Here is an 18,008-nt window from a genome sequence, read left to right on the forward strand (position 1 = left end):
GGACGCGATGAACGACGCCTATATCTGCGATTTCGCGCGCACGCCCATCGGCCGCTATGCGGGCGTGCTGAAGGACGTGCGGACGGACGATCTCGCCGCCCATCCCATCCGCGTCCTGATGGAGCGCAATGCGGGCGTCGACTGGGAGGCGCTGGACGACGTGGTGTTCGGCTGCGCCAACCAGGCGGGAGAGGACAACCGCAACGTGGCGCGCATGGCCGCGCTGCTCGCCGGACTGCCGGCCAGCGCCCCCGGCACCACGGTGAACCGCCTGTGCGGCTCGGGGCTCGACGCGGTGGGCATCGGCGCGCGGGCGATCATGACCGGCGACGCCGACCTCGTGATCGCCGGCGGCGTGGAGAGCATGACCCGCGCGCCCTTCGTCATGGGCAAGGCGGCGGAAGCGTTCGCGCGCCAGGCGGAGATCTTCGACACCACCATCGGCTGGCGCTTCGTGAACCCGCTGATGAAGGCGCAGTACGGCGTCGATTCCATGCCCGAGACCGGCGAGAACGTGGCCGAGGACTTCCAGGTCTCGCGCGCCGACCAGGACCTGTTCGCCTATCGCTCCCAGCAGCGCACCCGCGCGGCGCAGGACAGCGGCTTCTTCGACCGGGAGATCGCTCCGGTCGAGATCAAGGGCAAGAAGGGCGCGCTCGTCCGCGTGGAGAAGGACGAGCACCCGCGCGACACCACCCTGGAGCAGCTCGCCGCCCTCAGGGCGCCGTTCCGCAAGGAGGGCGGCACCGTGACCGCCGGCAACGCCTCCGGCGTCAATGACGGGGCGGGCGCGCTGATCCTCGCCTCGGCGGCGGCGGCCCGCAAGTATGGCCTCACGCCGCGCGCCCGCATGGTGTCGGTGGTGCAGGCGGGGGTGCCGCCGCGCATCATGGGCATCGGCCCGGCGCCGGCGACCAGAAAGCTCCTGGAGAAGAACCGTCTCGCCCTCGCCGACATCGACGTGATCGAGCTCAACGAGGCGTTTGCCGCCCAGGCGCTCGCCGTGCTGCGCCAGCTCGGCTTGCCGGACGATGCGGAGCACGTGAACCCGCACGGCGGCGCCATCGCCCTCGGCCATCCCCTCGGCATGTCCGGCGCGCGGCTCGCCATGACGGCGGTGAGCGCGCTGGAGGCGCGCGGCCAGAAGCGCGCGGTCGCCACCATGTGCATCGGCGTCGGCCAGGGCATCGCCGCCCTCATCGAGCGGGTCTGAGCCATGGACGCGGCGACCTCTCCCGTCCGGGTCGAGCGGCACGGCCCGGTCGGCGTGGTGGTGATCGACCATGCGCCGGTCAACGCCCTGTCCAAGGGCGTGCGGCAGGGCCTGCGCGACGCCGTGGGCGCGCTCGGGGCTGACCCCGGCGTCAGCGCCATCGTGCTGAGCGGCGGCCCGGGGCGCTTCATCGCCGGCGCCGACATCCGCGAGATGAGCCTGCCGCCGGACGACCCGCTCCTGCCCGACGTGATCGCGGCCATCGACGCGCTGGACAAGCCCGTCGTGGCGGCCATCGACGGCGCGGCGCTCGGCGGCGGCTGCGAGGTCGCGCTCGCCTGCGACCTGAGGATCGCCAGCCCCAAGGCCCTGGTGGGCCTCACCGAGACGCGGCTCGGCATCATCCCCGGCGCCGGCGGCACGCAGCGCATCGCGCGCCTCGTCGGCATCGCCGACGCCATCGCCCTCGTCTGCGAGGGGCGCATCCTCAAGGCGCAGGACGCGCTCGGCCTCGGCCTGCTGGACGAGGTGGTGGACGGCGACCTGATCGCCGTCGCCGTCGCCCGCGCGCCGCAGGCCGCCAAGCGGCGCCTGTCCGAGCGCGCGGTGCCCGAGGGCGACGCCGCCCGCGAGGAGGCCGCCGCCGCGGCGGCGCTGAAGGGCGCCAAGGGCCTTCCGGCCATCGCCGAGGCGGTGCGCGTGGTGCGCGCCGCCCGCGGCACGGCCTTCGCGGCGGGCCTCGCCGACGAGCGCGCCACCTTCCTCGCGCTGCGCGAGAGCCTTGAGGCGAAGGCGCTGCGCCACCTGTTCTTCGCCGAGCGCGAGGCCGGCAAGGTGCCCGGCCTCGAAGGCGCGGCGGCGCGCGTGCTCAAGCAGGCGGCGGTGATCGGCGCCGGCACCATGGGCGCCGGCATCGCCGTGGCGCTGGCGGATGCGGGGCTCCCCGTGACGCTGGTGGAGCGCGACGCCGCGGCGGCCGAGGCCGGCCTCGCGCGGGTGCGCGGGCTCTATGAGCGGCCCGTGAAGAGCGGCCGCCTGTCCCAGGCGGAGGCCGACAAGCGACTCGCCGCAATCACCGCCACCAGCGATTGGCAGGCGCTCGCGGACGCCGATCTCGTCGTCGAGGCGGCGTTCGAGGACATGGCGGTGAAGGCCGACATCTTCGGCCGCCTCGACGCGGTGGCCAAGCCCGGCGCGGTGCTGGCGAGCAACACCTCCTATCTCGACCTCGACGCCATCGCCGCCGCGACCTCCCGCCCGCAGGACGTGGTGGGCCTGCACTTCTTCGCCCCCGCCAACGTCATGAAGCTGCTGGAAGTGGTGCGCGGGAAGGCGACCGCGCCGGACGTGCTCGCCACGGCCCTGGCGCTGGCGAAGCGGATGGGCAAGCAGCCGGTGGTGGCCGGCAATTGCGACGGCTTCATCGGCAACCGCATCTATGCGGTCTACCGCCGCCACGCGGAATATATGGTGGAGGACGGCGCCACGCCGGAGGAGGTGGACGCGGCGCTGGAGGCCTACGGCTTCGCCATGGGCGTCTTCGCGGTCTCCGACATGTCGGGGCTCGACATCGGCCATGCCATGAGGAAGCGCCGCGCGGCGACCCGCGATCCGGCGGAGCGCTACGTCGTCATCGCCGACGCTCTGGTGGAGGCGGGCCGGCTCGGCCGCAAGACCGGCGCCGGCTGGTACGCCTACGACGCGGCGGGCGGCAAGTCCGCCGATCCGGCCGTCGCCGAGGCGGTCGCCGCCGCCCGGCGCGCGGCCGGCATCGCGCCGCGCGCCTTCACCGCCGGGCAGATCCAGCGCCGGCTTCTCGCGGTGATGGCCAATGAGGGCGCGAAGGCGCTCGGCGAGGGCATCGCTCTGCGGGCGTCCGACATCGACCTCGCCTTCGTCAACGGCTATGGCTTCCCGCGCCTCAAGGGCGGGCCCATGTTCGCCGCCGACGAGATGGGCCTTGCCGCCGTGCTCGCGGAAATGGAGGCGGCCCACGCGGCGGGCGGCGCGGGGTCCGAGCCGGCGCCGCTGCTGGTCGAGCTGGCGCGCAGCGGCGGGCGCTTTGCCACCTGGACGCGGTGAGAGCTGGCGGCGCGATGCGACTTTGCCATTGCCTCGCCGGCCCGAATGGGCATTTTGCCCGGCAACGGATGTATCTCAGGCGGGCGTCATGACCGCCCCTTGGCCGAGGCGGCGCGAAGAGGCGGGACGACGATGACGGTTTCGACGCAGGTGGAGGCGCCCGAGCTCAGCGAGGTCGCTCCGGGCATCCTCAGGGTGCGGGTGCCCCTGCCCTTCCCGCCGCGCGAGGTGAGCGCCTGGCTGCTCTCCGGCGCGGACGGCTGGACGCTGATCGATTCGGGCGTGGACGACGCGCCCACCCGCGACATCTTCACCCGCGTGCTCGCCGATCCCCGGCTCGGCGGCGCGCCGGTGGAGCGCCTCCTCGTCACCCATTTCCACCCGGACCATATCGGCCTCGCGGGCTGGCTCCACGGGATCACCGGCGCCGATCTCCATATGAGCCGCACCGAATGGCTGCAGGCGAACCTGCTGCTGAAGGAGGACCCGGCCGAGGAGATGGCCGCGCTGGTCGCCCATTGCCGGCGCGCCGGCGCGCCGCAGGAATTCCTGGAGTACCTGCCGAAGCGCGGCATGCTGTACCCGAAATGGGTGGGCCCGCTGCCGCGCCGCTACCTGCGGGTCGCCGCGGGCGACGTGCTGAAGATGGCGGGCACCGAGTGGCGGGTGATGATCGGCGAGGGCCACGCGCCGGAGATGATCTGCCTCCATTCCGCGGAGCGCGACCTGCTGATCGCGGCGGACCAGATCCTCGGCCACATCTCGCCCCATATCGGCGTGCAGCCCTCCGATCCGGGCGCCGACAACCTTTGCGCCTTCCTGCGGTCGCTGGAGACGTTCGAGGCGCTGCCCGCGGGCACGCACGTGCTGCCCTCCCACGGCGAGCCGTTCGACGGCCTGCATGCCCGCATCGCCGTCCTCAAGGCGCACCACGAGGAGCGGCTCGCCCGCCTGATCGACTTCTGCGCCACCCCGCGCACCGCCATGGACACGCTGGAGGTGCTGTTCCGCCCGCTGCCTCTGGAGCAGACCGGCTTCGGCCTCAGCGAGGCGCTGGCGCACCTGCGCCATCTGGTGTTCAAGGGCGCGCTGGCGCAGGGCGTCGCGGACGGGCGCTGGGTGTTCACGCGCGCCTGAGGCTCCGGGCGGCGGGGAATCAGAGGCCGAGGCGGATGCTGCCCGGCGCGTCTTCCGCGAACACCGCGGCCTCCGCCAGCGCATGGCCGTGGAGGCCGAGGCAGGGCCCTTCGATCCGTGCCGCTCTGGGATTCCCTACCTCACCTTCCTCACCGGCAGCGCCCTCCTGTTCGCCTTCCAGGCGGTGCGCCTGGTCGGCCGGCTCCGGTCCATGCGCCCGTGCGCGCAAGCCGACCGCGCTCTTCAGGTTCGGTGGGCTTCTGGCCATCACGACCCTGCTCATCGCGGGTGGCGGCGACTGGTCGGCTCTCGGCGTCGTGCCGAGCACCATCTGGGACTCGGTCACCAATTTCACGCTCACGGCTGTGCCGCTCTACATCCTGATGGGCGCCATCATCGCGGCGTCCGGCATGGGCGCGGAATCCGTCGGCAAGCTGTTCCTGGCGGGCATCCTGCCGAGCCTGCTGCTCGCGCTGCTGTTCACCGCCTATCAGATGTGGCTCGCCCGCCGGCGGTTCGTCAGCGCCGCGCAGCCTGTGCGCGCGGGTCCCGTCAGCATGTCCGATCACATGCGGGCGCTGGTGGAAATCCTGCCCGTGGCGACGCTCATCGCCATCATCCTCGGCTCGGTCTACAGCGGCATTGCGACGCCCACGGAAACGGCGGCCATCGGCGTCGCGGTCAGCCTGCTGCTGGCCTCCGTGCTCTATCGCGAGCTCGACTGGCAGAAGTGCCGGCTCATCCTGATGGAGACCGGACGTGGCAGCATCATGGTGATGACGATCATCGCGGGCGCCATGGTGTTCGGCTACGCGCTCACCACCACGGACATCGCCCCCACGCTGTCGCGCGTGATGGCGCGGGTGGACTTGCCGCAGTGGCTGGTCTTCATCGCCATCAACCTGCTCCTGCTGTTCCCTGGATGCTTGCTGGAGACCTTGTCGATCATCGTGATCACCACGCCCATCATCATCCCCATCATCGACACGTTCGGCTGGGACAAGGTCTGGTTCGGCGTGATCTTGATGATCAACATGGAAATGGCTTTGATCACGCCGCCGGTGGGCCTCAACCTGTTCGTGGTGAAGGGCGTGGTGCCGGAGGTGCCGCTGGGGCGCATCATCTCCGGCACGCTGCCTTATGTTGCGATCATGGCGCTGGCGCTGGCGCTGGTTGCGGTTTTCCCCCAGCTGGGTTTGTATCCTCACAGGTCTCCTGACGGCATGGTAGTGGGTTTCAAATCTCCACGGTCAGCCAATGTCTATCTCGGTCAAAACCTGCCGGGGGATGACGGAGCGGGGTGGAGCGACGTCGGTGAGGACTGACGGGTGGTGATGAGGAAGGACGACGGTCGAGGGGGGGGCGGCCGATGGCAGCGCGCGATGGCGGTTGAGAGCAGCGGCGAGACGCAGAGACGGAAGGTGACACAGCATGAGCCTTACACAGACTCTCGATAAACCGGCTTTCGAGGCTCCCGCCCTCGGCGGCGCCGCGCCGGACGCCTCCACCCGCCGGCGCGCGCGACGACGGGCCTTTGCCCCCACGCCCCTCGGCTCGGTGCTGCTCGGCCTCTCCTTCCCCCTTGCCCTGCTCGCAGCGTGGTGGTGGGCCGCGCGCCTCGGCCTCGTGCCGGAGCAGATCCTGCCGGCGCCGCAGACCATCTACGAGACCGCCGCCGGCCTCATCGCCGACGGCTCGCTCCTGACCCACCTCGACGTCTCGGCGCGGCGCGTGGCCGTCGGCTTCGGCCTCGGCGCCCTGTTCGGCCTCGTCTTCGGCGCGGCGGCGGGGCTCTCGCCCACGGTGCGGGCCTTCCTCTATCCGCCGGTGCAGGCGGTGGCGCGGGTCAACGTGCTCGCCTGGATGCCGCTCCTCACCCTGTTCATGGGCATCGACGAGCCGCTGAAATACGTGGTCATCGGCTGGTCGGCGGCGATCCCCATCATCCTCGGCACCGCGCGCGGCATCGAGAACGTCTCGCCCGCCTTCCGCGAGCTCGGCCGCGTGCTCCAGTTCAACACCCGCGACACCCTGCGCCTCGTGGTGCTGCCGGGCGCGGTGCCCTCCATCTTCGCCGGGCTGCGCGAGGGTCTCGCCAACGCCTGGCAGACGCTGGTGCTGGCCGAGCTGTTCGCCTCCTTCGAGGGGCTCGGCTATCTCATGACCTGGGGCCGGCAGCTGTTCCAGCTCGACCTCGTCATCATCGCCATGATCGTGGTGGCCCTCGCCGGCCTCGCCATGGACCTCGCCCTGCGCTGGGTCGAGCGCCGGGCGCAGCCGTGGAAGCGGGGCACCAGCGATGTCCATTGAGGCCACCGCGGACCGGGCGGCCCCGCCGGCGGCCGCGGCCCGTCGCCCCGACTGGCGCCCGTGGGCGGCGTTCGCAGCGCTGCTCGCCTTGTGGTTCGCAGCCCATCACCTGGGATGGCTGCCGGCGAAATACCTGCCCTCCCCCCTTGCCGTGGCACAGCGCCTGGTGCGCGAGGTCACGACGGGAACCCTGCTCAACGACCTCCAGGAGACGCTGCGCCGCAACGCCTGCGGCCTCGCCATCGGCGTCACGGCGGGCCTCGTGCTCGGGGCGCTGCTCGGCGTGTCCTCCCTCGTGGGGCGGATCGTCGGCCCCACCGTGCTGGCCCAGCGGCAGACCGCGCTGTTCGCCTGGGTGCCGCTGCTCGCCATGTGGTTCGGCGGCGGCGACACGGGCAAGATCACCTTCATCGCGGTGGCCGCCTTCCAGCCGGTGGTGGTGGGCACATGGCGCGGCATCAGCCTGGTGCCCGCCACCTATCGCGAGCTTTCCGACGTGCTGCTGCTGAGCCGCTGGAACTACACGCGGCTGGTCGCGCTGCCCAACGCCTTGCCCATGATCTTCACCGGCCTGCACGGCGCGGTGATCTATGCCTGGCTCGCCACCGTGGGCTCGGAGCTGTTCCTCAACATCTCGCCGGGGCTCGGCGGGCGGCTCAACGAGGGCAGCCAATTGTTCGAGATCGACCTGCTCTTCCTCGTCATCGCGCTGTTCGGCCTCATCGGCCTCGCCTTCAACACCCTGGCCGAGCGCGCCGAGGCCCTCCTGATCCGCTGGAACGACAGATGAACGCCCTCTTCCCGTCCTCCGCCGCCGCCCCGGCCGCCGCCGGTCGGCCCGCCCTCGACATCCGCGACGTGAGCAAGGCCTTCGTGGTGAACGGCAAGGCCGTGGAGGTGCTGGCCAACATCTCGCTGGCGGTGGAGGCCGGCGCCTTCGTGAGCGTGGTCGGCGCCTCGGGCTGCGGCAAGTCCACTTTGCTGCGGCTCATCCTCGGCCTCGACCTCGACTATGCCGGAGAGATCCGCCTCGACGGCCGCCCGGTGGAGGGGCCGGGCGCCGAGCGCTCCATCGTGTTCCAGGAGCACCGCCTGCTGCCGTGGCTGACGGTGGAGGCGAATGTGGGGGCGGCGCTGCTGCATTCCGGGATCGATGCCGCGGGCCGGCGGCGGTCGGTGGCCGAGCATCTGGAGCTGGTGGGGCTGGAGGCCTTCGCCAAGGCCTATCCGGCCCAGCTCTCCGGCGGCATGGCGCAGCGCGTCGCCATCGCCCGGGCGCTCGCCAACCGGCCGCGCTTCCTGCTGCTGGACGAGCCTCTGGGCGCTCTCGACGCGCTGACCCGGCTGCGCCTGCAGGGCGAATTGAAGCGCATCGTCGCCCACGAGGGCGCCACTGCCGTGCTCGTCACCCATGACGTGGACGAGGCGGTGTTCCTCGGCCACCGCATCGTCGTCCTCCATCCCCGTCCGGGCCGCATCGCCGCGGTGCTGGACGTGCCCGAGGCTGCCCGCGCCGACCGCTCCAGCTCAGCGTTCGTCGCCCTGCGCGACCGGGTGCTGGAACTGCTGGGCGTCTCCCTCGGCGAAGGGCGGGCGCGCTGACGGGCCACCGTCAGAGGGGCTTCAGAACGGCGGCCAGGGCCGCCCTCTCCTCCCCCGTCAACCCGAGGGGGCGGATGTGGGGGAAAGCCGGGTGGCGTCCCGATGGAACGGGCGGGTCGCCGATAAATGGTGAGCTCAATGCCGGGGCTTCCGAGACCCGGCCCGCGCGATGATTGGGCTGCGACCAAATACCCATCGAGCTGAAAACGCGAGCCGTGAGGTTGCCGTGAGTGTCCGCAATTGGCGCGAGGCGATTCAAGAATAATTCCATCAACCGCCGCCGCGCTTGCCTCTTGAGCAGCCGCTGTCTTTTTACCTACCCGGCATGCTCGAAAGGCTTTCTGCTGCAAGACCTCACCGCATGTCGAAAAGCTCCTGGTGGAAGCGCTCCTCCACGGGAAAGCCATGGGCGGCGAAGTCCTTCCGCAAGGCCGCCCCGAAGCCAGCGGGGCCGCAGAACCAGATGCTGGCGTTGCGCCAGTCGGGCACCACCTCGCGGATCCTCGCACCCGTCAGATGGCCGTCGCGCGGGCTGATGAGAACGTCGAGCCGCACCTTCGCCGCCTCGGCATCGGCGGCGAGCTTCTCCAAGGCGGTCTCGTCGACGTCGGAGGTGGTGTGGAACAGGTCGATGACCTGCCCGTCGGGCCAGTCGGGCGCATCCTCGCGCAGGGCCATGTGCTTCATGCGCGCGATGAAGGGCGTGATCCCGATGCCCCCGCCGATCCAGATCTGGCGCGGGCGGTCATCGTCGAAGGTGAAGCAGCCATAGGGCCCCTCCACCCTCACCTTCTGGCCGACGCGCAGCTTCTCGCGCAGGCGGCGGGTATGATCGCCCAGTTCCTTGGTGATGAAGGTGATCTTCGGGTCCTTTTCATGCCAGCCCGAGGCGATGGTGTAGGGGTGCGCGCCTTCCGAGGCATCCGACAGGGCGAAGGCGAACTGGCCCGGCCGGTGCCCCGGCCAGCCATGGGGCACCTCGATGATGGTCTCCAGCGTCTTCACGCCGGTATAGTATTCAAGGGCGGCAATGGTGCCCTCCACCTGCCGGCCGGCGCCCACCCGGCGCAACAGCACGATGACGGCCGCCACCGTTCCCCATGCGAGCAGGACCGCCATCACGAGGCCGAGGGGTGTGATCCAGTCGCGGAAATTGAGCAGCACCACCGCATGGAAGACCAGCACCAGATAGCCCAGCGCCAAGAGCCGGTGGGTCTTGAAGAACAGCCGGTAGGGAAAATAGCGGATGAGCGCCAACACGATCAGCACGACGGCTGCGTAGAAGGCCCATTCGCCGACACCTTCCGCCGTGCCGCGCAGACCAGCGAGCGCCGCCTCCACCGGGTTCTCGATGGGCGGGCGCGCGCCGCGCGCTGGCCGCTCCAGAAGGCCCCAGCCCACCGCCCATTTGGGCCCCTGCGCCCACAGCCAATGGATCACGGACACGGTCAGGGCGGTGATGCCGAGCCATTTGTGCAGGCGGTACATCTTGTCGAGCCCGCCCATCCATCGCTCCGGCCAGCGCGGGCGCAATGCCAGGATCATGGCGAGGCTCATGGCCGCCATGGCGATGACCCCGCTATATTGCACCGCCGCGCCCCGCACGGCGAAGAAGCCCTCGGACTGGAAGACCCCCGGCTCCGCCAGGAGCCAGAGAAGAGTCACAAGAGCAAGGAAACCCCATAGGGCGCGCGTGATGTTTCGCATGACCAGGTCTTTTCGTCTCTCGAGCCGTCAAAGCCGTGGCTCAGGTTGCTAACTTAGTTCACCGGCGCAGCCGGGGTCATTGAGCGCCCGCAAGGTAAGGACCGAATTCCGCACGACGCAGGATTGTGGCTCAGCCCACAAGATGAGGCGGCACGTTCCCCGGCGGCCGATGGTGACTCCGCCATCTGCTCGCCCGAACAACGCCGCAAGGCCGAGGCGCCGGGCGAGCACGGAGCCTTGCTCCGCGCCCGTCACCAGGAGGGCGGTGGCCCATGCACCCGCGACCGTGCACCCGCCACCATGCCAGGCCCCGGCCGGCACGGCGACGGGGGAGCACAGTCGCGCGCGCACCTGACGGCAACCTGAACAGGGCGCCGGTCGGCGTTCAGCTTCCCGTCAGGCTCGCGGCGGGGCCGAAAAGCGCACCCGCGCCCGGAAGCCCTGTGAAGACCTCGGCGCTGGGGACGAAAAATCCAGCGCCAGCGCCGCGGCAGATGACGGCGCGGATGGCGAGGCCGAGACCGGAGCCGTCCGCCTCGGTGGGGCCGCGCTTGAACGGGCGGCTCCGGCGCGCGAGGCGCCGCCGGCGCCGCGGGACCGGCGTTGGACACCTCGAAGACATTGCTGGCGAGCCGCACGTCCACGAACGTGTCGGACACGCCGTGTTTCGATCCATTCTCGATGAGGTTGCGCGCAAGGATGGCGAAGGCGTCGGGATCGATCTCTGAGACGGGCCCGCCATCGGGTGTGATGAAAACGGAAAGGTGCTCACACCGTTCGCTCTGCCGGGTGGTCCCTGGCTCACCAGCCGCAGCTCGGCGCCGAGCGAGGCCGGTGCTTTGGCCAGGAGGCCTCCGCCCTCCGCCTTGGCAAGCTGGAGCAGCTTCTCCGACAGGCACGAGAGGCGCTTCAGCGCCGTGACGATGGCCCCCCGCTCGCGCTCCGGCCCGTCGGCAAGCTCCTTCCATGAGACGCTGGATCTGCGCCAGGACGGGGCAGCGATGGGGGCCTCAGCTCATGGGCGCTCCTGGCGCATTACGTCCGCAACCCAATTCCGGGACAGCGGAAAGGCCAACCGATTTCAGCGCATCCCTCGCCCAAGAGACCGGCAGCGGACCGCCATGTGCAACGACCGCGCAACCCACCGTTCGGCAATCCGCGTATCGACGCCCCGTCAGACTTCGCCTCCCGCGAGCCCCCGCGCCTACATGGCCCGCCCCTCGATCACCAGTGCTCCGTCCTTGCCGCGGGCGACGGGGAGCGGAGCGATGCGGCGGTGGAGGTGGACCATGAAGGCGGTGCCGAACACCGGCATGATGAGGTTCAGCACCGGCACGAACAGGATGGGCGTGATGAGCAGGCCGGCGATGAAGATCTGCGTCGCATGGGCCTGCCGCAGGGCCTTCGCTTCCTCCGGCGTGCGATAGCGCATGGCGGCGAGCTCGAAATATTCACGGCTGATGAGATAGGCGTTGGCCACGTAGAAGACCACGAGGTTCACCCCCGGCACCAGCAGAAGCAGCAGCGCCGCGAGGTTCACCACCAGCACCAGGCCGAAGAAGCGCAGCGAGTAGAACAGGGCACGCAGCACCGGCTGGGGGCGGCCGGCGGGATCGGCGGGGTAGCTGTCGCGCTCCACCCGCTCGGCCACGTCGTCGAGGAACAGGCCCGCCACCAGCGAGGACACCGCCGGCATCAGATAGACGACGCCGAACACCAGGCCGAGGCCCGCCACCACCGCCAGCGTCGTCTCCACCCACGGATAGGAGGGCACGTGCACGAAATGGGTGAGCGCCGCTTCCAGCCCGATGGCGAGCCCCAGCAGCAGCAGCAGCGCCAGCCCCATGGACTTCAGGAGCACGCCGCGCAGCAGGGGCGAGAAGGTCTGGCGCAGGGCTTCGAGGGCAGCGGGGATCATGTCACCGTCCATGTTTCGGTGGGGGAGAGGTAGGCCGCCTCGGGCCCTGCCTCAAGGGGCGTCAGAGTGTCACCCGCACGGCGTTCGTCACCTGCAGCACGCCCCATTGGTGGAAACGCTCAGAATAGAGCCGGCGGATCTCGGCGAGCCGCGCCGCCGCCTCGGGCGTGTCAGGGTGGTAGATGAGCACGAGGCGCATGCTTTCCTGAACCACCTCGGCGCCGCCGTGCGCCTCCCCCTTCACCTGCCCGGTGGCAGCGATGACGGTGAGGCCGTCCGGAAAGCGCGGCGTCACCTCCCTGGCGAGGAAGGCCGCCCATTCCTGCTCGCTCACGCCGCTGCCATCGGCGCTGGCGAGGCCGAACAGGAGCTTGGTCTCGATCATGACGGCGCTGATGCCGGGGGCGATCGTGGCGGGCTTCGCCTCCTCCGCATGCAGGCCGGCGCCGGTCGCCGGCGCGAGGAAGAAGGCGAGCGCAAGAAGAAGGCGAAAGGCGGGGTAGGGCATAAGGGCTCCGAAGCGGACAGCAGGACGGCAATGCCCGATTGAAGCGCGCCGCCGCCGCAAGGCAAGAGCCCCCGCCCTCCTTCGCTCTCCTTCCCCCTCCCCTCCCCTCTCCGCCCGGCCCGCGGCCACTCGCCGCGACCACCTGCCCGAGGCGCGAACGAACGTTCACTCTTGCGCCATCATTGGCGGGCATGGTAGCGCGAATGAACATTCGCTCTCGCCGCAGGCCCGTTGCACCCGATGACCCAGCGCCCATGACCGACGCCCGCACGTCCACCGTCAGCACCGCCCCGGCCGCGGATGTCGCCGCCGCCCCGGCGGAGGCCGCCGCCCGGCCGGACCATCGGGCAGGCCAGCGCCAGCGCATCCTTGCGGCCGCCCTCGCCTGCTTCGCCCGCGACGGCTTCCACGGCGCCTCCATGCAGAAGATCTGCACCGAGGCGGGCATGAGCCCGGGAGCGCTCTACCGTTATTTCCCCTCCAAGGAATCCATCATCGCCGCCATCGCCGAGGGGGAGCGCGCGGAGCGGCTGGCCTTCTTCGACGCGGTGGCGAAGGCCCCCTCGGTCATCACCGCCCTCACCGACTGCACCCGCGCCATGCTGGAGGACGGCTGCCTTGCCACGGCGCGCCTCGGCCCGGAGATCATGGCGGAGGCCATCCGCAACCAGGACCTGCGCGCCGCCATGGAGCCGCACGAGGCCGAGAGCCGCCAGCAGCTGCGCGCGGCGCTGGAAAAGGCCGTGGCTCAGGGCGAGATCGACCCCGCCCTCGACCTCGACATGGTGGTGGTGATGCTCCAGATCATCGGCGACGGCGTCATCCTGCACCACCACCTCCATCCGGAGTGGAACATCGCGGCGCGCCTCTCCAGCTTCGCGACGCTGGTGCGCCGCATGCTCGCCCCCGAGGCCCCGCAAGCCAGACCCGCAGGGGAGGCGTGACCTCGATGCAACAGTCCCGCTTTCGCTTGCCGGCCCTTCCCCTTCGTCACGGTAATGCCGCTGTCTGCGACCACCGTCCCGCGATTGTCCGCACCGAGGATTCTTCCGTCATGTCCGCGCCCTTCCGTTCCGTGTCCCGCGCCGCACTCCTGGCCGCCCTGCTGGCGGCCGGCCCCGTCGCCGTGCCCGGAGCCATGGTCACGGGCGCATGGGCCGCGGAGGCGAGCAAGGCCGTGGACAAGGCCGCGCCAACCCTCACCATCACCGTGGTGCAGCCCAAGGCCGAGACCATGACCGAGACCCTGCTCGTGACCGGCACGCTGAAGCCGCGCGAGGAGATCGAGGTGGGCCCCGAGATCGAGGGCTACCGCCTGACGGAGATCCTGGCCGAGGCCGGCGACCGGGTTCAGAAGGGCCAGGTGCTCGCCCGCCTCTCCCGCGAGGTGCTGGAGACCCAGCTCGCCCAGAACACCGCCTCCGCCGCCAAGGCGCGCGCCGCCATCGCCCAGCAGCGTGCGGCCCTCGACCAGGCGCTGGCGCAGGAGACCGAGGCGACCTCCGCCGTGGAGCGCACCCGCCAGCTGCGCAAGACCGGCACCTCCTCCCAGGAGCAGCTGGACGAGCGCGAGCGCGCGGTGAAGGTGGCCACCGCCCAGGTGGCGGCCGCCCGGGAGACCCTGGTCGCCGCCGAGGCCGAGGCCGTGTTCGTGCAGGCCCAGCGCGAGGAGCTGGAAGTGAAGATGAAGCGCACCGACGTGCGCGCCCCCGCCGCCGGCCTGGTGCTGTCGCGGGACGCGCGGCTCGGCGCCATCGCGCTGTCCACCCGCTCCTCGCCCCTGTTCCGCATCGCCGAGGACGGCGCCATGGACCTGGAGGCCGATGTGCCAGAAAGCGCCATGCCGCGCATGAAGGAAGGCCTGAAGGCGCAGGTGGTGCCAGCTGGCTTCGACGCGCCGCTGGACGGCAAGGTGCGGCTCGTCTCCGCCGAGGTGGAGCGCACCTCCCGCCTCGGCAAGGTGAAGATCGCCCTGCCGGGCGACCCGCGCCTGAAGTCCGGCGCCTATGGCCGCGCCGTCATCACCCTCGGCGACGTGAAGGGCCTCACCGTGCCCCAGTCCGCCGTCATGTTCGATGCCGAGGGCGCCTATGTGCTCACGGTGAAGGACGGCGTGGTGGGCGAGCGCCGCATCGTGCCGGGCCTGAAGAAGAGCGGCCGCGTGCTGGTGGCGGAAGGCCTTGCCGCCGACGATGCGGTGGTGGCGCGGGCCGGCTCCTTCCTGCGCGACGGCGACCGGGTGACACCGGTCACCGCTCCCGTCTCGGTGGGCGAGGCACGCTGATGGCCCTCAACGTCTCCGCCTGGGCCATCCGCAAGCCGGTCCCCTCCCTCGTCCTGTTCTTCATCCTGATGGTGCTCGGCATCGTGCATTTCCGCTCGCTGCCGGTGACGCAGATGCCGAACGTGGACGTGCCCATCGTCATGGTCACCGTCACCCAGGCCGGCGCCGCGCCGAGCGAGCTGGAGACGCAGGTGACCAAGAAGGTGGAGAACGCCATCGCCGGCATCTCCGGGGTGAAGCACATCACCTCCTCCATCTCCGAGGGCACCAGCGTCACCACCGTGGAGTTCCACCTGGAGACGCTGGTGGACCGCGCGGTGAACGACACCCGCGACGCCGTCACCAAGATCCGCCAGGACCTGCCCCGCTCCATCGACGAGCCGCAGGTGCAGCGCGTGGACATCGAGGGCCTGCCCATCGTCACCTATGCGGTGTCGGCGCCCTCCATGAGCACGGAGGAACTGTCCTGGTTCGTGGATGACACCCTCGCCCGCGCGCTCCAGGGCGTGCGCGGCGTGGCGCAGGTGAAAAGGCAGGGCGGCGTCGACCGCGAGATCCGCATCTCCCTCGATCCCGACCGGCTGATGGCGCTCGGCATCACCGCCGCCGAGGTAAGCCGGCAGCTGCGCGCCACCAATCTCGACGTCTCCGGCGGCCGGGGTGAGGTGGGCACGCAGGAGCAGTCCATCCGCACGCTGGCCGGCGCGCCCTCCGTGGAAGCCCTGGCCGAGACCCGCATCGTGCTCTCCAACGGGCGCTCGGTGCGCCTCGGCGAGCTCGGACAGGTGAGCGACGGGGCGGCCGAACCGCGCGTGTTCGCCCGGCTCGACGGCAAGAGCGTGGTGGCCTTCGGCGTCTACCGCGCCAAGGGCTTCTCGGACGTCACTGTCTACGACCGCTCGACGGCGGCGCTGAAGACCCTTCTCGCCGCCCATCCGGACATCTCCGTCACCGAGATCGACACCACGGTCCGCTTCACCAAGTCGGACTATGAGAGCGCCATGCACACGCTGGTGGAGGGCGCCATCCTCGCGGTGATCGTGGTGTTCCTGTTCCTGCGCGATTTCCGGGCGACGCTGATCACCGCGCTGGCGATCCCCCTGTCCATCCTGCCCACCTTCTGGGTGATGGACATGCTGGGCTTCTCGCTGAACGCGGTGAGCCTGCTCGCCATCACGCTGGTCACCGGCATCCTGGTGGACGACGCCATCGTGGAGATCGAGAACATCGTCCGCCACATGCGCATGGGCAAGTCGCCCTATCGCGCCGCCATCGAGGCGGCGGACGAGATCGGCCTCGCGGTGGTGGCGACCACGCTCACCATCGCCGCCGTGTTCGCGCCGGTGTCCTTCATGGGCGGCATCGCCGGCCAGTATTTCAAGCAGTTCGGCCTCACGGTCGCCATCGCCGTGCTGTTTTCCCTGGCGGTGGCGCGGCTCATCACGCCGCTGGTGGCGGCCTATCTCCTGCGCGACACCGGCCACCGCGAGGCGCAGGACGGGCGGGTGATGGGCGGCTACGTGCGCCTGCTCGGCTGGTCGGTGAAGCACCGCTTCGCCACCATCGGCGCAGGGCTCGCCATCTTCGCCGGCACCATCTGGCTGTCCACGCTGTTGCCCTCGGGCTTCCTGCCCACCAATGACATCTCCCGCGCTCTTCTCTCGGTGGAGCTGCCGCCGGGCACGACGCTGGCCGAGACCCAGAAGGTGTCGGACGACATTACCCGCACGCTGCTGAAGCTGCCGGAGGTGAAGAGCGTCTACGCCACCGCGGGCGCAGGCGGATCGGGCGGGCTGTCGCTGACGGCGGGCGAGATCCGCAAGGCGCAGATCGTCGTCAACCTGAAGCCCCGCGGCGAGCGGAGCATGGACCAGAAGGCCTTCGAGACCGACTTCTCCCGCACGCTGGCCGCCATGCCGGACATGCGCTTCTCCTGGAGCCAGAACGGGCAGAACACCCAGCGCGGCTTCCAGGTGGTGCTCTCCGGCAGCGACGGTGCGGCGGTGGAGCAGGCCGCCGTGGCCCTGGAGAAGGAGATCCGCGACAAGGTGCCGGAACTCGCCAACGTGGTCTCCTCCGCCGCCCTCGACCGGCCGGAGATCCGCATCGTGCCGAAGCTGGACGAGGCGGCGGAGCTGGGCGTGTCGGTGGACACCATCGCCGAGACGGTGCGCATCGCCACCATCGGCGACATCTCCGCCAATCTCGCCAAATTCTCCGCCAAGGACCGGCAGATCGACATCCGCGTGCAGCTGAACGAGAAGGCCCGCACCAGCCTCGCCACCTTCGACGCCCTGAAGGTGCCCACCGCCGCCGGCGGCGCGGTGCCGCTCTCGGCGGTGGCGGACGTCACCTTCGGCAAGGGCCCCACGGCCCTCGACCGCTACGACCGCGCCCGGCGCATCGCCGTGGAGGCGGACCTGGTGGGTGACACACCGCTGGGTGACGCCCTCGCCAAGGTGAAGGCCCTGCCCACGGCGGAGAACCTGCCCGCAGGCGTGACGCTGAAGGAGGCGGGCGACGCGGAGATCATGGGCGAGGTGTTCTCCGGCTTCGCCATGGCCATGGCCGCGGGGCTGATGCTGGTGCTGGCGGTGCTGGTGCTGCTGTTCCACGACCTCCTGCAGCCCATCACCATCCTGGTGTCGCTGCCGCTCTCGGTGGGTGGCGCCTTCATCGCCCTGCTCATCACCGGGCACGCGATATCCATGCCGGTGGTCATCGGCTTCCTGATGCTCATGGGCATCGTGACGAAGAACGCCATCCTGCTGGTGGACTTCGCCATCGAGGCCATGCACCAGGGCATCGACCGCACCACCGCCCTCATCGAGGCCGGCCGCAAGCGGGCGCAGCCCATCGTCATGACCACCATCGCCATGGTGGCGGGCATGGTGCCCTCGGCCCTGGCGCTCGGCGACGGCGGTGCCTTCCGCGCGCCCATGGCCATCGCCGTCATCGGCGGCCTCATCACCTCCACCGTGCTGTCGCTGGTGTTCGTGCCGGCGGTGTTCACGGTGATGGACGACCTCAGCCACATCCTCGGCCGCCTGTTCGGCCGCTTCATTGGTGGCAAGGACGAGCCCGGCAGCCATGACGCGGGCGGCGCGCCTCACGCCCCCGCCGGGCTGCCGCGCGCCGCCGAATAGGAGGAGACGCGACAAGCACACGCCGTCCTGCGTGCAGGCGGCCGCCATTCGGGGCGGGGGAACCTCCGCCCCGCTTGACTCCCGCGCCCTTCTGTACCAAT

14 protein-coding genes are annotated in these 18,008 nt (G+C 70.7%); 10 read left to right on the plus strand and 4 right to left on the minus strand.

Annotated elements, in window-relative coordinates; translation table 11 throughout:
• The first annotated feature begins 7 nt into the window (after nt 1-7).
• The 3 genes from pcaF to V5F59_RS18290 all read left to right on the plus strand — a co-directional run bounded on the left by pcaF (nt 8) and on the right by V5F59_RS18290 (nt 4,432).
• On the plus strand, nt 8-1,213 hold the full coding sequence (pcaF, locus tag V5F59_RS18280) for a 3-oxoadipyl-CoA thiolase (protein WP_281805190.1): 1,206 nt from the start codon (nt 8-10) through the stop codon (nt 1,211-1,213).
• Between the two features lie 3 nt (nt 1,214-1,216).
• The gene (locus tag V5F59_RS18285; RefSeq protein WP_281805188.1) at nt 1,217-3,295 is read left to right on the plus strand and encodes a 3-hydroxyacyl-CoA dehydrogenase NAD-binding domain-containing protein; all 2,079 of its coding nucleotides are present in this window, start codon (nt 1,217-1,219) and stop codon (nt 3,293-3,295) included.
• Nucleotides 3,296-3,427: 132 nt separating this feature from the next.
• Nucleotides 3,428-4,432, plus strand: coding sequence for an MBL fold metallo-hydrolase (locus tag V5F59_RS18290; protein WP_281805186.1), 1,005 nt, complete (start codon nt 3,428-3,430; stop codon nt 4,430-4,432).
• A 19-nt stretch (nt 4,433-4,451) separates the two neighbouring features.
• On the opposite strand, the gene V5F59_RS18295 is transcribed toward V5F59_RS18290, so the two are convergent.
• Nucleotides 4,452-4,763 (minus strand): hypothetical protein, encoded by a 312-nt coding sequence (locus tag V5F59_RS18295; RefSeq protein WP_281805184.1) that lies wholly within the window; start codon nt 4,761-4,763, stop codon nt 4,452-4,454.
• Between V5F59_RS18295 and V5F59_RS18300 the strand changes: the two genes are divergently transcribed.
• The 4 genes from V5F59_RS18300 to V5F59_RS18315 all read left to right on the plus strand — a co-directional run bounded on the left by V5F59_RS18300 (nt 4,750) and on the right by V5F59_RS18315 (nt 8,344).
• Nucleotides 4,750-5,757 carry a TRAP transporter large permease subunit gene (locus V5F59_RS18300; protein ID WP_393976603.1) on the plus strand — a complete coding sequence of 336 codons (1,008 nt, stop codon included), beginning with the start codon at nt 4,750-4,752 and terminating at the stop codon, nt 5,755-5,757. The genes V5F59_RS18295 and V5F59_RS18300 overlap by 14 nt on opposite strands.
• A 106-nt stretch (nt 5,758-5,863) precedes the next feature.
• Nucleotides 5,864-6,742 (plus strand): ABC transporter permease, encoded by an 879-nt coding sequence (locus V5F59_RS18305; RefSeq protein ID WP_393976604.1) that lies wholly within the window; start codon nt 5,864-5,866, stop codon nt 6,740-6,742.
• Nucleotides 6,732-7,532 (plus strand): ABC transporter permease, encoded by an 801-nt coding sequence (locus tag V5F59_RS18310; protein ID WP_393976605.1) that lies wholly within the window; start codon nt 6,732-6,734, stop codon nt 7,530-7,532. The genes V5F59_RS18305 and V5F59_RS18310 overlap by 11 nt, the downstream gene beginning before the upstream one ends.
• Nucleotides 7,529-8,344, plus strand: coding sequence for an ABC transporter ATP-binding protein (locus V5F59_RS18315; protein WP_393976606.1), 816 nt, complete (start codon nt 7,529-7,531; stop codon nt 8,342-8,344). Before V5F59_RS18310 ends, V5F59_RS18315 begins: the two co-directional genes overlap by 4 nt.
• Before the next feature lie 354 nt (nt 8,345-8,698).
• Here V5F59_RS18315 and V5F59_RS18320 read toward each other — a convergent pair whose 3' ends face one another.
• The 3 genes from V5F59_RS18320 to V5F59_RS18330 form a co-directional block, all read right to left on the minus strand.
• Nucleotides 8,699-10,051, minus strand: a complete 1,353-nt coding sequence (locus tag V5F59_RS18320; protein ID WP_393976607.1) for a ferredoxin reductase family protein — start codon at nt 10,049-10,051, stop codon at nt 8,699-8,701.
• A 1,204-nt stretch (nt 10,052-11,255) separates the two neighbouring features.
• Nucleotides 11,256-11,969 (minus strand): sulfate transporter family protein, encoded by a 714-nt coding sequence (locus V5F59_RS18325; RefSeq protein WP_393976608.1) that lies wholly within the window; start codon nt 11,967-11,969, stop codon nt 11,256-11,258.
• Nucleotides 11,970-12,030: 61 nt separating this feature from the next.
• Entirely contained in the window at nt 12,031-12,477 is a 447-nt protein-coding gene (locus V5F59_RS18330; RefSeq protein ID WP_393976609.1) for a DUF3574 domain-containing protein, read from the minus strand.
• A gap of 254 nt (nt 12,478-12,731) precedes the next feature.
• Between V5F59_RS18330 and V5F59_RS18335 the strand changes: the two genes are divergently transcribed.
• From V5F59_RS18335 to V5F59_RS18345, 3 genes are all read left to right on the plus strand, one after another.
• Complete coding sequence (locus tag V5F59_RS18335) at nt 12,732-13,421, plus strand: TetR/AcrR family transcriptional regulator (RefSeq protein WP_393976610.1); 690 nt, start codon at nt 12,732-12,734, stop codon at nt 13,419-13,421.
• Between the two features lie 110 nt (nt 13,422-13,531).
• On the plus strand, nt 13,532-14,761 hold the full coding sequence (locus V5F59_RS18340; RefSeq protein ID WP_393976611.1) for an efflux RND transporter periplasmic adaptor subunit: 1,230 nt from the start codon (nt 13,532-13,534) through the stop codon (nt 14,759-14,761).
• Entirely contained in the window at nt 14,761-17,907 is a 3,147-nt protein-coding gene (locus tag V5F59_RS18345) for an efflux RND transporter permease subunit (RefSeq protein WP_393976612.1), read from the plus strand. The genes V5F59_RS18340 and V5F59_RS18345 overlap by 1 nt, the downstream gene beginning before the upstream one ends.
• Nucleotides 17,908-18,008 lie beyond the last annotated feature (101 nt).

The sequence above is a fragment of the Xanthobacter nonsaccharivorans genome (assembly GCF_043194755.2).
GTDB lineage: Bacteria > Pseudomonadota > Alphaproteobacteria > Rhizobiales > Xanthobacteraceae > Xanthobacter > Xanthobacter autotrophicus_G.

Excerpts from the sequence above, each read along its gene's own strand:
- pcaF (WP_281805190.1), top strand. The coding sequence starts at position 8 with ATGAACGACGCCTATATCTGCGATTTCGCGCGCACGCCCATCGGCCGC.
- V5F59_RS18285 (WP_281805188.1), top strand. The coding sequence starts at position 1,217 with ATGGACGCGGCGACCTCTCCCGTCCGGGTCGAGCGGCACGGCCCGGTC.
- V5F59_RS18290 (WP_281805186.1), top strand. The coding sequence starts at position 3,428 with ATGACGGTTTCGACGCAGGTGGAGGCGCCCGAGCTCAGCGAGGTCGCT.
- V5F59_RS18295 (WP_281805184.1), bottom strand. The coding sequence starts at position 4,763 with ATGGTGCTCGGCACGACGCCGAGAGCCGACCAGTCGCCGCCACCCGCG.
- V5F59_RS18305 (WP_393976604.1), top strand. The coding sequence starts at position 5,864 with ATGAGCCTTACACAGACTCTCGATAAACCGGCTTTCGAGGCTCCCGCC.
- V5F59_RS18310 (WP_393976605.1), top strand. The coding sequence starts at position 6,732 with ATGTCCATTGAGGCCACCGCGGACCGGGCGGCCCCGCCGGCGGCCGCG.
- V5F59_RS18315 (WP_393976606.1), top strand. The coding sequence starts at position 7,529 with ATGAACGCCCTCTTCCCGTCCTCCGCCGCCGCCCCGGCCGCCGCCGGT.
- V5F59_RS18320 (WP_393976607.1), bottom strand. The coding sequence starts at position 10,051 with ATGCGAAACATCACGCGCGCCCTATGGGGTTTCCTTGCTCTTGTGACT.
- V5F59_RS18325 (WP_393976608.1), bottom strand. The coding sequence starts at position 11,969 with ATGATCCCCGCTGCCCTCGAAGCCCTGCGCCAGACCTTCTCGCCCCTG.
- V5F59_RS18330 (WP_393976609.1), bottom strand. The coding sequence starts at position 12,477 with ATGCCCTACCCCGCCTTTCGCCTTCTTCTTGCGCTCGCCTTCTTCCTC.
- V5F59_RS18335 (WP_393976610.1), top strand. The coding sequence starts at position 12,732 with ATGACCGACGCCCGCACGTCCACCGTCAGCACCGCCCCGGCCGCGGAT.
- V5F59_RS18340 (WP_393976611.1), top strand. The coding sequence starts at position 13,532 with ATGTCCGCGCCCTTCCGTTCCGTGTCCCGCGCCGCACTCCTGGCCGCC.
- V5F59_RS18345 (WP_393976612.1), top strand. The coding sequence starts at position 14,761 with ATGGCCCTCAACGTCTCCGCCTGGGCCATCCGCAAGCCGGTCCCCTCC.